The sequence below is a fragment of the Mycobacterium sp. E1715 genome, from assembly GCF_001667625.1.
GTDB lineage: Bacteria > Actinomycetota > Actinomycetes > Mycobacteriales > Mycobacteriaceae > Mycobacterium.
Genome location: NZ_LZJJ01000071.1, coordinates 1 through 14105, shown reverse-complemented (window position 1 = coordinate 14105; position 14105 = coordinate 1). Strand labels below are relative to the sequence as shown.

General features: G+C 69.3%; 11 protein-coding genes and 2 pseudogenes. 9 read left to right on the top strand and 4 right to left on the bottom strand.

All coding sequences use genetic code 11. The annotated features are described in order from the left end of the window. A pseudogene (locus A9X03_RS04040) lies at window positions 1-782 on the bottom strand (Fe-S cluster assembly protein SufB); the annotation flags it as partial. Further along, entirely contained in the window at window positions 779-1519 is a 741-nt protein-coding gene (locus A9X03_RS04035; RefSeq protein ID WP_067753079.1) for a metalloregulator ArsR/SmtB family transcription factor, read from the bottom strand. The gene A9X03_RS04035 and the pseudogene A9X03_RS04040, both read right to left, overlap by 4 nt. A gap of 153 nt (window positions 1520-1672) precedes the next feature. Here A9X03_RS04035 and mptB point away from each other — a divergent pair, with 153 nt between their 5' ends. The 4 genes from mptB (at window position 1673) to A9X03_RS04015 (ending at window position 6262) form a co-directional block, all read left to right on the top strand. Then, window positions 1673-3373: a polyprenol phosphomannose-dependent alpha 1,6 mannosyltransferase MptB gene (mptB, locus tag A9X03_RS04030; protein WP_068259797.1), complete on the top strand. Its 1701-nt coding sequence runs from the start codon at window positions 1673-1675 to the stop codon at window positions 3371-3373. Between the two features lie 58 nt (window positions 3374-3431). Beyond that, window positions 3432-4367, top strand: a complete 936-nt coding sequence (locus A9X03_RS04025) for an ABC transporter ATP-binding protein (RefSeq protein WP_156670053.1) — start codon at window positions 3432-3434, stop codon at window positions 4365-4367. Window positions 4368-4444: 77 nt separating this feature from the next. Then, on the top strand, window positions 4445-5155 hold the full coding sequence (locus tag A9X03_RS04020) for an ABC transporter permease (RefSeq protein WP_231968974.1): 711 nt from the start codon (window positions 4445-4447) through the stop codon (window positions 5153-5155). A 171-nt stretch (window positions 5156-5326) separates the two neighbouring features. Then, window positions 5327-6262 (top strand): heme A synthase, encoded by a 936-nt coding sequence (locus tag A9X03_RS04015; protein ID WP_197504967.1) that lies wholly within the window; start codon window positions 5327-5329, stop codon window positions 6260-6262. Here A9X03_RS04015 and A9X03_RS04010 read toward each other — a convergent pair. Then, window positions 6212-6853, bottom strand: coding sequence for a hypothetical protein (locus tag A9X03_RS04010; RefSeq protein WP_068259791.1), 642 nt, complete (start codon window positions 6851-6853; stop codon window positions 6212-6214). The two genes, A9X03_RS04015 and A9X03_RS04010, sit on opposite strands and share 51 nt — an antisense overlap. Window positions 6854-6872: 19 nt before the next feature. Between A9X03_RS04010 and A9X03_RS04005 the strand changes: the two genes are divergently transcribed. Next, window positions 6873-7847: a quinone oxidoreductase gene (locus A9X03_RS04005; protein WP_068259789.1), complete on the top strand. Its 975-nt coding sequence runs from the start codon at window positions 6873-6875 to the stop codon at window positions 7845-7847. Between the two features lie 116 nt (window positions 7848-7963). On the opposite strand, the gene A9X03_RS04000 is transcribed toward A9X03_RS04005, so the two are convergent. Then, the gene (locus A9X03_RS04000; protein ID WP_068259786.1) at window positions 7964-8890 is read right to left on the bottom strand and encodes a heme o synthase; all 927 of its coding nucleotides are present in this window, start codon (window positions 8888-8890) and stop codon (window positions 7964-7966) included. Window positions 8891-9148: 258 nt separating this feature from the next. Between A9X03_RS04000 and tkt the strand changes: the two genes are divergently transcribed. The 4 genes and pseudogenes from tkt to A9X03_RS29005 form a co-directional block, all read left to right on the top strand. Further along, the gene (gene tkt / locus A9X03_RS03995; protein WP_068259783.1) at window positions 9149-11239 is read left to right on the top strand and encodes a transketolase; all 2091 of its coding nucleotides are present in this window, start codon (window positions 9149-9151) and stop codon (window positions 11237-11239) included. Between the two features lie 15 nt (window positions 11240-11254). Next, the gene (tal, locus tag A9X03_RS03990; protein ID WP_067753048.1) at window positions 11255-12373 is read left to right on the top strand and encodes a transaldolase; all 1119 of its coding nucleotides are present in this window, start codon (window positions 11255-11257) and stop codon (window positions 12371-12373) included. Next, window positions 12370-13914, top strand: coding sequence for a glucose-6-phosphate dehydrogenase (gene zwf / locus A9X03_RS03985; protein ID WP_068016171.1), 1545 nt, complete (start codon window positions 12370-12372; stop codon window positions 13912-13914). Before tal ends, zwf begins: the two co-directional genes overlap by 4 nt. A 45-nt stretch (window positions 13915-13959) precedes the next feature. After that, window positions 13960-14105 (top strand): annotated as a pseudogene (locus tag A9X03_RS29005) (oxidoreductase); the annotation flags it as partial.

The window sequence follows — 14105 nt, the reverse complement described above, 5'->3', positions numbered from 1 at the left end:
ACAAGTTCTCCGCGTTGAACACCGCGGTGTGGAGCGGTGGGTCCTTCATCTACGTTCCGCCGGGCGTGCACGTCGACATCCCGCTGCAGGCCTACTTCCGGATCAATACGGAGAACATGGGCCAGTTCGAGCGGACCCTGATCATCGTCGACGTGCACGCCCGGCGGAACGTAGATGAAGGACCCACCGCTCCACACCGCGGTGTTCAACGCGGAGAACTTGTTGTCCCCGGCCGGGATCACGGTGCCGAAGTACTGCTGGAAGAGCTCGGGGTGTTCCCGCAGGCCGGTGTCGGTGTCGAGGAAGATGACGCCCTGGGACTCCAGGTCCTCGCGGATCTGGTGGTACACCACCTCGGACTCGTACTGGGCGGCCACCCCGGCGACCAGCCGCTGCTTCTCGGCCTCGGGAATTCCCAAGCGGTCGTACGTATTCCGGATGTCCTCCGGCAAGTCATCCCATGAGGCCGCCTGCTTCTCGGTCGACCGCACGAAGTACTTGATGTTGTCGAAGTCGATGCCGCTCAGGTCCGAGCCCCAGTTGGGCATCGGCTTGCGGTCGAAGATGCGCAGCGCCTTCAGCCGGGTCTGCAGCATCCATTCCGGCTCGTTCTTCTTCGCCGAGATGTCGCGGACCACCGCCTCGGACAGCCCGCGCTGGGCGCTGGCTCCGGCGACGTCGGAGTCCGACCAGCCATAGCCGTAGCGGCCCAGCGACGCGATCGCCTGCTCCTGGGTCAACGGCTCTGTTATGGCCTTCTGGGCCTCTGGCGTGAGGGTCATAACGACGCTCCTTCGATGCTCGTGGTGTCGCGACGCGGGCTGGGCGCCGGGGTAAGAGGTACGTGGGTGGTGCAGGCGCAGTTGCCGTTGACGATGGTCGCCAACCGCTGCACGTGGGTTCCGAGCACCTCGGCCATGGCCTGCTGCTCGGCTTCACACAGTTCCGGGAACTCCTCGGCGACGTGCGACACCGGGCAGTGGTGCTGGCAGATCTGCACGCCGTGGATCGGGCCGCCGACCCGCGTCGTGGTGGCGACGTAACCGGCCTTGGTCAGCGCGCCGGCCACCCGCTCCGCGGCCGCCTCGACTTCGGCGTCGTCGTCGCCCTCGGCCGACGGTACGCCGGCCAGGATCGAATCGATCCGTTGCCGGGCGAACGTGCGGACGGCGTCCTCACCGCCGATTTCCCGCAACTGCCGCATGGCGGCCGCCGCCAGGTCGTCGTAGGCGTGCTCGAGCTTGGCGCGGCCCCCCGCGGTGAGCCGGAACCGCTTGGCGGGACGCCCGCGACCGACCTGCTGCCAGGACGCGGCGGGCACCGACTCGGCGTCCCCCGCTTCGATCAGGGCGTCGAGGTGGCGTCGCACGCCGGCGGCCGCCAGCCCGAGCCGGTCACCGATCTCGCCGGCGGTGATCGATCCGGACTCCACCAGCAGGCGCACGATCGCGCGGCGGGTGTGGCCATCCGGCATCGCCGCGCCGACGGCGGCGTCATCGAGGCCGGTTCGGATTTTCACAACACCAGTGTGACGCAATTCCGGGGATCGGTCTACCAAGGGTCCCCTGCGCGGGCGTTGCACTGGTCACATTCGATACAACGCGGCGCCGCGCTCGCGATCGCCGCCGGGTTGGCAGGCGAGCCCGGTGACCCCGACGGTTACGCTGCTCTGATGGCAGCCCGCCACCACGTGCTGAGCTCGTCGATCGCCAGCCTGCATGGCGACGAGCAGGCGGTGGGCACGCCGCTGAACGATACCGAGCTCACCGCGCTGCAGCGCACCCGCCTCTTCGGTGCGACCGGCACCATCCTGATGGCCATCGGCGCGCTGGGCGCAGGCGCCCGGCCCGTGGTCCAGGACCCGACCTTCGGGGTGCGGTTGCTCAACCTGCCGTCCCGGATCCAGACCGTGTCCCTGACGATGACGACCACCGGCGCGGTCATGATGGCGCTGGCCTGGCTGATGCTCGGACGGTTCGCCCTGGGCAGCAGGCGGATGTCCCGCGGCGACCTGGACCGCACCCTGCTGCTGTGGACGCTGCCGCTGCTGATCGCCCCGCCGATGTACAGCAAAGACGTCTACTCCTACCTGGCCCAGAGCCAGATCTCCCTCGAGGGGCTCGACCCGTATCGGGTGGGGCCGGCGTCCGGGCTCGGCCTGTCCCACGTCTTCACGCTGTCGGTCCCGACACTGTGGCGGGAGACGCCGGCGCCCTACGGCCCGCTCTTCTTGTGGATCGGGCGCGGCATCTCGGCCATCACCGGGGAGAACATCGTCGCCGCCGTGCTGTGCCACCGGCTGGTCGAGCTGGTCGGCGTGGGCCTGATCGTGTGGGCGACCCCGCGGCTGGCGCGGCGCTGCGGCGTCGCGGAGGTCAGCGCGCTGTGGCTGGGCGCGGCCAATCCGCTGCTCATCATGCATCTGGTCGCCGGCGTTCACAACGAGGCACTGATGCTCGGGCTGATGCTGGCCGGCGCCGAGTTCGCGCTGCGCGGCATCGACTCGCCGCGGCTGTTCCCGGCCTCCTGGCGGCCCGGTCCCGACTGGGAACCGCTCGGCATGCTGCTGGCCGGGGCGGTCCTGATCGTGCTGTCGTCACAGGTCAAGCTGCCGTCGCTGCTGGCGCTCGGCTTCGTCACGATGGCGCTGGCGTACCGATGCGGGGGCAACCTGCGGGCGCTGCTGCTGGCGGGCGGCGCGATGAGCGCGCTGTCGCTGGCGGTGATGGCGCTCGTCGGCTGGGCCAGCGGCCTCGGTTTCGGCTGGATCTACACGCTGGGCACCGCCAACGTCGTGCGCAGCTGGATGTCGCCGCCGACGCTGCTCGCCCTGGGCACCGGGCAGGTGGGCATCCTGCTGGGGCTGGGCGACCACACCACCGCGGTGCTGGGGCTCACCCGCGCCATCGGCGTGCTGATCATCACGGTGATGGTCGGCTGGTTGTTGGTGGCCGTCTTCCGCGGCCGGTTGCATCCGATCGGCGGCCTGGGCGTGGCGCTCGGCGTCACGGTGCTGCTGTTCCCCGTCGTGCAGCCCTGGTATCTGCTCTGGGCGATCATCCCGCTCGCCGCCTGGGCCACCCGCAGCGGTTTCCGCATCGCGGTCATCGTCATCACCCTGGTCGTCGGCATCTTCGGGCCGACCGCCAACGGCGACCGCTTCGCGCTGTTCCAGATCGTGGACGCGACCCTGGCCAGCACCGTGATCGTGGCGGTGCTCATCGCGGTGACCTACACCCGGCTGCCGTGGCGGCGACTCCCGGCCGACAGCGCCGAACCGCAAGGGACGACGGCCGAAACGGCGCCGGCGCCCACGACCGCTGAGACCCCGCGCCCGGCCGCGGTGCCTGACGCCTACGCTGATTCCACGTGAGCCGCGCCGACGACGATGCAGTGGGGACCCCACCCGCTTGCGGGGGAGAGCGGCGCTCGTGAGCTCGGACGTTCCTGAAACGGTCGTGCGGCTGCGCGGGGTGAGCAAGCGCTACGGATCCACCACGGCGGTCGCCGATCTCGACCTCGAGGTGCATGCCGCCGAAGTGCTGGCCCTGCTGGGTCCCAACGGCGCGGGAAAGACCACGACGGTCGAGATGTGCGAGGGCTTCGTGCGCCCGGACGCCGGCACCATCGAGGTGCTCGGCCTGGACCCGATCGCCGACAACGCCCGCCTGCGCACCCGCATCGGCGTGATGCTGCAGGGCGGCGGCGGGTACCCGTCCGCGCGGGCCAGCGAAATGCTGAACCTGGTCGCCTCGTACGCCGCCGACCCGCTGGACCCGGCGTGGCTGCTGGACACCCTGGGCCTCACCGACGCCGCCCGTACCACCTACCGGCGGCTCTCCGGCGGCCAGCAACAGCGGCTCGCGCTGGCCTGCGCTCTGGTCGGCCGGCCCGAGCTGGTCTTCCTCGACGAACCGACGGCGGGCATGGACGCACACGCCCGGCTGCTGGTCTGGGAGCTGATCGACGCGCTGCGCCGCGACGGCGTGACGGTGCTGCTGACGACACACCAGCTCAAGGAGGCCGAGGAACTCGCCGATCGGCTGGTCATCATCGACCACGGCGCGACCGTCGCCGCCGGCACGCCGACCGAGCTGATGCGCGCGGGCGCCAAGGACGAGCTCCGGTTCACGGCGCCGCCACGGCTCGACCTGTCGCTGCTGACCGCCGCGCTGCCGGAGGACTACAAGGCCTCGGAGGTGACGCCCGGCGAGTACCTGGTCGAGGGTCCGGTCGATCCGCAGGTGCTGGCCACCGTCACCGCGTGGTGCGCGCGGATCGACGTGCTGGCCACCGACATGCGCGTCGAGCAGCGCAGCCTCGAGGACGTGTTCCTCGACCTCACCGGCAGGAAGTTGCGGCCTTGAAACTGGACAAGACCCAATCGAACGTCTTCCCGGCGGGAACCTTCACCCCCGACCCCAGGCCGAACGCCGTGCCGCGGATGCTGGCCGCGCAATTCGGGCTGGAGCTCAAGCTGCTGTTGCGCAACGGCGAGCAGCTGCTGCTGACCATGTTCATCCCGATCACGCTGCTGGTCGGGTTGACACTCTTGCCGTTCGGCTCCTTCGGCCACAACCGCGCCGCCACCTTCGTCCCGGCCATCATGGCCCTCGCGGTGATCTCGACCGCGTTCACCGGACAGGCCATCGCGGTCGCCTTCGACCGCCGCTACGGCGCGCTCAAGCGGTTGGGCGCGACCCCGCTGCCGGTCTGGGGCATCATCGCCGGCAAGTCGCTGGCCGTGGTCACTGTCGTGTTCCTGCAGGCAATCCTGTTGGGCGCCATCGGGTTTGCGCTGGGCTGGCGTCCAGCGTTGGCCGCGTTGGCGTTGGGCGCAGCGGTCATCGCGCTGGGCACGGCCGGCTTCGCCGCGCTCGGGCTGCTGCTCGGCGGCACGCTGCGGGCCGAAATCGTGCTGGCGGTGGCCAACCTGTTGTGGTTCGTTTTCGCCGGGCTCGGGGCACTGACCGTCGAGAGCGGGATGATCCCGACCGGGGTCAAGTGGGCGGCCCGGCTCACCCCCTCGGGTGCGCTCACCGAGGCCCTGTCGCGGGCGATGGTCCTGTCGGTGGACTGGTTCGGCATCGCCGTCCTGGCGGCGTGGGGCGCGGTCGCGGCGCTGGCGGCGCTGCGCTGGTTCCGCTTCACCTGACGCAATCACCTGACGCGGGTGAGATCGCCGCGGCGCGCTCACGACACATAAACCACGCACACGACACGCCGCGTCGGGTGTGCGTCGTTTACGTCTCGCGACGCCAGGGCTTACTACAGGACGTAGTTTTGCTTGGCCTACCATCGGGCCATGCCCGTGGGACGAACGCTGATGCGGCTGGTGGACCTGCTCCCCAATCCCAGCGTGCGCGTCCAGCGCCTCCTCGCCGCGGCCGTCATCCTCACCCAGGGCGGTATCGCCGTCACCGGGGCGATCGTCCGCGTCACGGCGTCGGGCCTGGGCTGCCCCACCTGGCCGCAGTGCTTCCCGGGCAGCTTCACCCCTGTCGCCCACGCCGAGGTGCCGCGCATCCACCAGGCGGTCGAATTCGGCAATCGCATGATCACCTTCGCGGTGGTCGTCGCCGCGGCGCTGGCGGTGCTGGCCGTGATCCGGGCCCGGCGCCGGACCGAGGTCCTCGTCTACGCGTGGCTGATGCCGGTGTCGACGGTGGTGCAGGCGGTCATCGGCGGCATCACCGTGCGCACCGGCCTGCTGTGGTGGACGGTCGCGATCCACCTGCTCACCTCGATGACGATGGTGTGGCTGTCGGTGCTGCTCTACGTCAAGATCAGCGAGCCCGACGACGGCGTGCTGCGCCGGCGGGTCCCCCGGCCGCTGCGCGCCCTGACGGCACTGATCGGGTTGGACCTGGCCGCGGTGCTCGTCACGGGCACGTTGGTGACGGCCGCCGGGCCGCACGCGGGTGACCGCAGCCCCACCCGGACCGTCCCCCGGCTGAAGGTCGCGGTCGACACCCTGGTCCATGCCCACTCCTCGCTGCTGGTCGCCTACCTCGCGCTGCTGGTCGGGCTGGGCTTCGGGCTGCTGGCGGTGCGCGCCGCCCGGCCGATCCTGCGGCGGCTGATCGTGCTGCTCGCCCTGGTGTGCGCGCAGGCCGCCGTCGGCACCGCGCAGTACTTCACCGGCGTACCCGCCGCGCTGGTCGCCCTGCACGTGGCCGGGGCCGCCGCCTGCACGGCCGCCACCGCCGCGCTATGGGCGTCGATGCGAGAGCGGGCCGAGGCCGAGCCGCTCGCAGGCTGACTCCACGGCCACCGCGAAGTCGCGCTGGGCGCGCTCGCGGTCGTCGGCGCCCAGCTGCCGCCAGCCCAGCGACGGCGCGACGAGGTCGAGTCCCACCAGCCGCCCCTCGGCGACCTCGGCGCGCGCGTACAGGAGGTCGCGGACGGCGATTCCGGTGCGCTCGGCGGCGGCCGCCAGCGCGGCGTACCCGAGGTCCCACGGCTCGTCGTCCGGCTCGACCGGCCAGGCGTGTGATTGCTTGCCGCCGAGAAAGATCAACGCCGCCCGCGCCGTTCCGCCCGCGAGCGTCGGCACCCCGCCGGCCTCCAGGTCGCGCAGATACCGCTCATCGAGGTTCCAAGCGACCGCGTCCGGCGGGTTGAGCAGGTGGCGCACCCGCCGCGTCCAGCCGAGGAACTCGTCACTCCGGTCCGCGGGGGCGCGCAAAATCACCAGGTCGGCGTCGAGGGTCTCGGGATCGTCCCAGGACAGCCAGCGGGCGTGCAGCCCGCGGGTGCGCAGCGCGGGCACCAAGCCGGCGTCGTCGGGATGGCGCGGACCGCCCGCCAACACGATGCGGGGATGGAAGATGTCCGGACGGGCGAGTTTCATGCCCGGGCATGATAAGCACATGCACGCAATCGAAGTCAGCGAAACCGGCGGCCCCGAGGTGCTGCGCTACGTCGACGCACCCCGGCCCACGCCCGGGCCCGGCGAGGTGCTGATCAAGGCCGAGGCGATCGGCGTCAACTACATCGACACCTACTTCCGCTCGGGGCAGTACCCGCGCGAGCTGCCGTTCATCCTCGGTTCCGAATTGTGCGGCACCGTCGAGGCGACCGGTGACGGCGTGGAGGGCTTTCGCGTCGGCGAGCGGGTGGTCAGCGCGTCGGCGGCCGGCGGCTACGCCGAGTACGCCACGGCCCCAGCGTTTTTGACGGCACACGTGCCGGACGGCGTCACCTCGGACGTGGCCGCGTCGGTGCTGCTGAAGGGCCTGACCGCGCACTACCTGTTGAAGTCGGTGTATCCGGTACAGGCGGGCGACACCGTGCTGGTGCATGCCGGAGCGGGCGGGGTCGGGCTGATCCTGACGCAATGGGCGCATCTGCTCGGCGCGCGGGTCATCACCACGGTCTCCACGCCGGAGAAGGCCCGGCTGTCCCGGCAGGCCGGCGCCGACGAGGTGCTGTCCTATCCCGACGACGCGGACGACTTCGGCCGGCAGATCCGCGGGCTCACCGACGGCGCCGGCGTCGAGGCCGTGTACGACGGCGTCGGCGCCACCACCTTCGACGCCAGCCTGGCCAGCCTGGCGGTGCGGGGCACGCTGGCGCTGTTCGGCGCGGCCAGCGGGCCCGTTCCGCCGTTCGATCCGCAGCGCCTCAACGCCGCGGGCTCGGTGTTCCTGACCCGGCCGTCGCTGGCCCACTTCATTCGCACCGGCCAGGAATTCAGCTGGCGCGCAGAGGAATTGTTCGACGCGATCGCCGGCGGGGGGATCACCATCGAAGTCGGCGGCCGCTATCCGCTGGCCGAAGCGACCCGCGCCCACCAGGATCTGCAGGGCCGCAAGACGACCGGCTCGATCGTGCTGCTGCCCTGATCGCTGTCACAGCGGCCACAGCCGCCCCGCCGCCGGAGGCATGCGGCACTGTGCCACTCGAAGGCCACGCTTCGGGGGCGACGGGTCGGGCTTGTGGTGTGGCGGGATCGCGAGCGTCAGAACAGGTGCGGCAGCGCGATCACCGAGTCGACCGCCAACGCGCAGAACACCACCGCCAGATAGTTGTTCGATTGCAGGAACAACCGCAGCGGCTTGACCGGCTCGCCGGCGCGCACCCCGGCGTGCAGCTGGTGGGCCATCGCCAGGAACCACACCCCGGCGACCAAGGCGACGGCCGCGTACAGCCAGCCGGTGGCCAGCGCCAGCGCCAGCGTCGCCGCCACCGTCAGCCAGGTATAGATCAGGATCTGCTTGGTGACCTGGCGCTCGGTGGCCACGGCGGGCAGCATCGGCACACCGGCCGCCTTGTAGTCCTCCTTGTAGCGCATGGCCAGCGCCCAGGTGTGCGGCGGCGTCCAGAAGAAGATGATCGCGAACATCACCAGTGCCGGCCAGCCGATGGTGCCGGTTACCGCCGACCAGCCGATCATCACGGGCATGCAGCCGGCCGCGCCGCCCCACACGACGTTCTGCGACGTGCGGCGCTTGAGCAGCAGCGTGTAGACCAGCACGTAGAAGGCGATGGTGGCGCTGGCCAGGTGCGCCGACAACATGTTCGTCGTCCACCACAGCCAGAAGAACGACCCCACCGACAGCGCCAACCCGAACACCAGCGCATGGCTGCGCGGGACCGCGGCCCGGGCCAACGGCCGGCGTGCCGTGCGCTTCATCACCTTGTCGATGTCGGCGTCGGCCACGCAGTTGAGCGTGTTGGCGCCCGCGGCGGCCAGCATCCCGCCGACCAGCGTGTTGAGGATCAGCAGCGGGTTCACGGTGCCGCGGTGGGCGAGCAACATGGCCGGAATGGTGGTGACGAGCAGCAGCTCGATGACCCTCGGCTTGGTCAGCGCCAAGTACGCCAGCACCGTGCCCTGTACTCGGCTCGGCATCTGGCTCGGGGCGACGCGCCCGCGAACGCTCACGCAATAACTCCTTGGGGTCGCAGCTGCGCGCAGCATCTACTACGCACGATGGTAGACCGCGGACCGGTGACGGTCTGCCCGCAGGGTCCAATCACGGGAGACTCCTCCCAGATTTCCGAACTGAATGTTACGGGTCGACGCCCACCGCGTAATTTTCACATCAGCCGGCGGCGGGTACCCGAAATCCAGCACTGCAAGAGCCGGCCCTCCCGCACTAGGGTGGGATTGATCAGCTCGATGACCCCAAGGACTGAGTCTGTGACCACACTCGAAGAGATCTCTACGCTGACCCAACCGCACCTCCCCGACGACTGGTCCGAGATCGACTCGGCCGCCGTCGACACGATTCGGGTGCTGGCCGCAGACGCGGTGCAAAAGGTCGGCAACGGACATCCCGGAACGGCGATGAGCCTGGCTCCGCTGGCGTACACGCTCTTCCAGCGAACGATGCGCCACGATCCGAGCGACACCTACTGGCTGGGGCGCGACCGCTTCGTGCTGTCCTGCGGGCACAGCAGCCTGACGCTGTACATCCAGCTCTACCTCGGTGGGTTCGGCCTGGAGCTGTCCGACATCGAGTCGCTGCGCACGTGGGGATCCAAGACGCCCGGACACCCGGAGTTCCGGCACACCAAGGGTGTTGAGATCACCACGGGTCCGCTCGGCCAGGGTCTGGCCTCGGCGGTGGGCATGGCGATGGCCTCGCGCTACGAACGCGGGCTGTTCGACCCGGACGCCGCCCCGGGCACCAGCCCGTTCGACCACTTCATCTACGTGATCGCCTCCGACGGCGACATCGAGGAGGGTGTCACCTCGGAAGCCTCGTCGCTGGCCGCCGTCCAGCAGCTGGGCAACCTGATCGTCTTCTACGACCACAACCAGATCTCGATCGAGGACGACACCAACATCGCGCTGTGCGAGGACACCGCCGCGCGCTACGAGGCCTATGGCTGGCACGTGCAGAGGGTCGAGGGCGGCGAGAACGTGGTCGGCATCGAGGAGGCCATCGCCAACGCCAAGGCCGTCACCGACCGGCCGTCGTTCATCGAGCTGCGCACCATCATCGGCTTCCCGGCGCCGAAGTTGATGAACACGGGCAAGGCGCACGGAGCGGCGCTGGGCGACGAGGAGGTCGCTGCCGTCAAGGAGATCCTGGGCTTCGACCCGGGCAAGAACTTCGAGGTGCGCGACGAAGTCATCGCCCACACCCGGAAGCTGGTGGACCGGGGCAAGGAAGCGCACGAGAAGTGGCAGGCGGACTTCGACGCCTGGGCGCAGCGCGAACCCGACCGCAAGGCGCTGCTGGACCGGTTGACCGCCGAGGAATTGCCCGACGGCTGGGACGCCGACATTCCGCGCTGGGAACCGGGCGACAAGGCGTTGGCCACCCGGGCCGCGTCCGGTGAGGTGCTGTCCGCGCTGGGCCCGAAACTGCCGGAGTTGTGGGGCGGCTCGGCCGACCTCGCGGGCAGCAACAACACCACCATGAAGGGCGTGGATTCGTTTGGCCCGCCGTCGATTTCGACGAAGGACTACACCGCGCACTGGTACGGCCGAACGCTGCACTTCGGCGTGCGCGAGCACGCGATGGCGGCCATCCTGTCCGGCATCGTGCTGCACGGACCGACCCGCGCCTACGGCGGCACGTTCCTGCAGTTCTCCGACTACATGCGTCCGGCGGTGCGACTGGCCGCGCTGATGGACATCGACACCATCTACGTGTGGACGCACGATTCGATCGGCCTCGGCGAGGACGGCCCGACCCACCAGCCAATCGAACACCTCGCGGCGCTGCGCGCCATCCCCAAGCTGTCGGTGGTGCGGCCCGCCGACGCCAACGAGACCGCGTACGCCTGGCGCACCATCCTGGCCCGCGCCAACGGCAGCGGTCCCGTCGGGCTGATTCTGACCCGCCAGGGCGTGCCGATCCTCGAGGGCACCAACATCGAGGGCGTGGCCCGGGGTGGCTACATCCTGGGCGACGAGGGGGCCGAGGATCCCGACGTCGTGCTGATCGCCACCGGCTCTGAGGTCCAGCTCGCAGTGGACGCCCAGAAGTTGTTGGCCGACAAGGACATTGTCGCGCGGGTGGTGTCGATGCCGTGCGTGGAATGGTTCGAGTCGCAGCCCGAGGACTACCGCGACAGCGTGCTCCCCCCGTCGGTGTCGGCCCGGGTGGCCGTCGAGGCGGGCGTCGCGCAGTCCTGGCACAAGCTCGTCGGCGACACCGGCCGCATCGTCTCGATCGAGCACTATGGCGAATCCGCCGACTACAAGACTTTGTTCCGTGAATTCGGTTTCACCGCAGAAGCCGTCGCGGCCGCCGCGGAACAGGTAGTGGACAACTGAGAAAGGGTGATTCACATGACTCAGAACCCTAACCTCGCGGCGCTGTCCGCCGCGGGCGTATCCGTGTGGCTGGACGACCTGTCGCGCGAGAGGTTGCAGTCGGGCAACCTGAAGGAGCTCATCGACACCAAAAGCGTTGTGGGCGTGACGACCAACCCGTCGATCTTCCAGAAGGCGCTCGCCGACAGCGACACCTACAACGACCAGATCTCCGAATTGGCGGAGCGCGGCGCCGACGTGGACGCCACGATCCGCACGGTCACCACCGACGATGTCCGCAACGCCTGCGATGTGCTGCGGCCGCAGTGGGAAGCCTCCGACGGCGTCGACGGCCGGGTCTCCATCGAGGTCGATCCGCGCCTGGCCGCCGAGACCGACAAGACCACCGCACAGGCCGTCGAGCTGTGGAAGATCGTCGACCGCCCCAACCTGTTCATCAAGATCCCGGCGACCAAGGCCGGAATTCCGGCGATCACCGCCGTTCTCGCCGAAGGGATCTCGGTCAACGTCACCCTCATCTTCTCCGTCGAGCGGCACCGCCAGGTGATGGACGCCTACCTGGCCGGCCTGGAGAAGGCGCGCGAGGCGGGACACGACCTGTCCAAGATCCATTCCGTCGCATCGTTTTTCGTGTCGCGCGTGGATACCGAGGTGGACAAGCGCTTGGAGAAGATCGGCTCGGAGGAGGCGCTCGCTCTGCGCGGGCAGGCCGGGGTGGCCAACGCCCGGCTGGCCTACGCGGCCTACCAGGAAATCTTCGAGGGCGGCGACCGCTACGAGGCGCTCAAGGGCAGCGGGGCCCGCGTGCAGCGTCCGCTGTGGGCGTCGACCGGGGTCAAGAACCCCGACTACTCCGACACCCTGTACGTCACCGAGCTGGTCGCGCCGAACACGGTGAACACCATGCCGGAGAAGACGATTGACGCCGTGGCCGACCACGGCGAGATCAAGGGTGACACCGTCACCGGCACCGCTTCCTCGGCCCAGGAACTGTTCGACAAGCTGGCCGGAGTCGGGGTCGACCTGACCGACGTGTTCGTCGTGCTGGAGAACGAGGGCGTGGAGAAGTTCGTGGAGTCGTGGACCGAGCTGCTGGAGGAGACACAGAAGCAGCTGGGTTCCGCCTCGAAATGAGTCCGGCTCGCACCGCTGAACAATGGCATAACCCGTTACGGGACAAGCGCGACAAACGGCTGCCGAGGATCGCCGGCCCCTGTGGCATGGTGATCTTCGGCGTCACCGGGGATCTCGCCCGCAAGAAGGTGATGCCGGCCATCTACGACCTGGCCAACCGCGGGCTGCTGCCGCCGAGCTTCTCGCTGGTGGGATTCGCGCGCCGGGACTGGGAAACCCAGGACTTCCGCAAGGTCGTCTACCAGGCCGTCAAGGACCACTGCCGCACCCCCTTTCGAGAGGAGAACTGGGAACGGCTGGCCGAGGGATTCCGCTTCGTCCCAGGATCTTTCGACGATGATGCGTCGTTCGGCCGGCTGGCCGAAACCCTGGACAAGCTGGACGCCGAGCGGGGCACCGGCGGCAACCACGCGTTCTACCTGGCGATCCCGCCGAAGTCCTTCCCGGTGGTGTGCGATCAGCTGCACAAGTCCGGGTTGGCGCGCCCGCAGGGCGACCGCTGGAGCCGGGTGGTCATCGAGAAACCCTTCGGACACGACCTGGAGAGCGCGCAGGCCCTCAACCACGCGGTCAACGCCGTCTTCCCGGAGGAGGCGGTGTTCCGCATCGACCACTACCTCGGCAAGGAGACCGTGCGCAACATCCTGGCGTTGCGCTTCGCCAACCAGTTGTTCGACCCGATCTGGAACGCGCACTATGTGGACCATGTGCAGATCACGATGGCCGAGGACATCGGATTGGGCGGGCGCGCGGGATATTACGACGGCATCGGGGCCGCCCGCGACGTCATCCAGAACCACCTGATGCAGCTGCTGGCGCTCACCGCCATGGAAGAGCCGGTCAGCTTCAACCCGTCGGCGTTGCAGACCGAGAAGATCAAGGTGCTCTCGGCGACCCAACTGGCCCAGCCGCTGGACGAGACCACCAGCCGCGGCCAGTACACCGGTGGCTGGCAGGGCGGCGAGAAGGTCGTCGGGCTGCTCGACGAGGAGGGGTTCGCCAAGGACTCCACCACCGAGACGTTCGCGGCCATCACGCTGGAGGTGGACACCCGCCGCTGGGCCGGCGTCCCGTTCTATCTGCGGACCGGAAAACGGCTGGGCCGCAGGGTCACCGAGATCGCCCTGGTCTTCAAGCGTGCCCCGCACCTGCCGTTCGATGCCACCATGACCGACGAGCTGGGCGCCAACGCGATGGTCATCCGGGTGCAGCCAGACGAGGGCATCACGCTGCGGTTCGGTTCCAAGGTGCCGGGAACCGCGATGGAGGTCCGCGACGTCAACATGGACTTCTCCTACGGCTCGGCGTTCGCCGAGGAGTCACCGGAGGCCTACGAACAGCTGATCCTCGACGTACTGCTGGGCGAGCCCTCCCTGTTCCCCGTCAACGAAGAGGTCGAATTGGCTTGGGAGATATTGGATCCCGTGCTGGATAACTGGGCTTCCGACGGTAAACCCGAGCCGTACGAGGCCGGCACCTGGGGCCCGGAGTCGGCGTTCGAGATGCTGCGACGGACCGGGCGCGAATGGCGGCGGCCCTAAATGATCCGCGCCGACGACGATGCAGAACGCTGAGGAGGGGCGCCCTTGATCATCGACATGCCGGACACCACCACCACCGCGGTCAACAAGAAGCTCGACGAACTGCGGGAAAAGGTCGGCGCCGTGACGATGGGCCGGGTGCTGACGCTGATCATCGCGCCGGACAGCGATGCCATCCTCGAAGAGTCGCT

Excerpts from the sequence above, each read along its gene's own strand:
- zwf (WP_068016171.1), top strand. The coding sequence starts at position 12,370 with ATGAGTCCGGCTCGCACCGCTGAACAATGGCATAACCCGTTACGGGAC.
- A9X03_RS04015 (WP_197504967.1), top strand. The coding sequence starts at position 5,327 with ATGCGGCTGGTGGACCTGCTCCCCAATCCCAGCGTGCGCGTCCAGCGC.
- A9X03_RS04010 (WP_068259791.1), bottom strand. The coding sequence starts at position 6,853 with ATGAAACTCGCCCGTCCGGACATCTTCCATCCCCGCATCGTGTTGGCG.
- tal (WP_067753048.1), top strand. The coding sequence starts at position 11,255 with ATGACTCAGAACCCTAACCTCGCGGCGCTGTCCGCCGCGGGCGTATCC.
- A9X03_RS04020 (WP_231968974.1), top strand. The coding sequence starts at position 4,445 with ATGCTGGCCGCGCAATTCGGGCTGGAGCTCAAGCTGCTGTTGCGCAAC.
- mptB (WP_068259797.1), top strand. The coding sequence starts at position 1,673 with ATGGCAGCCCGCCACCACGTGCTGAGCTCGTCGATCGCCAGCCTGCAT.
- A9X03_RS04005 (WP_068259789.1), top strand. The coding sequence starts at position 6,873 with ATGCACGCAATCGAAGTCAGCGAAACCGGCGGCCCCGAGGTGCTGCGC.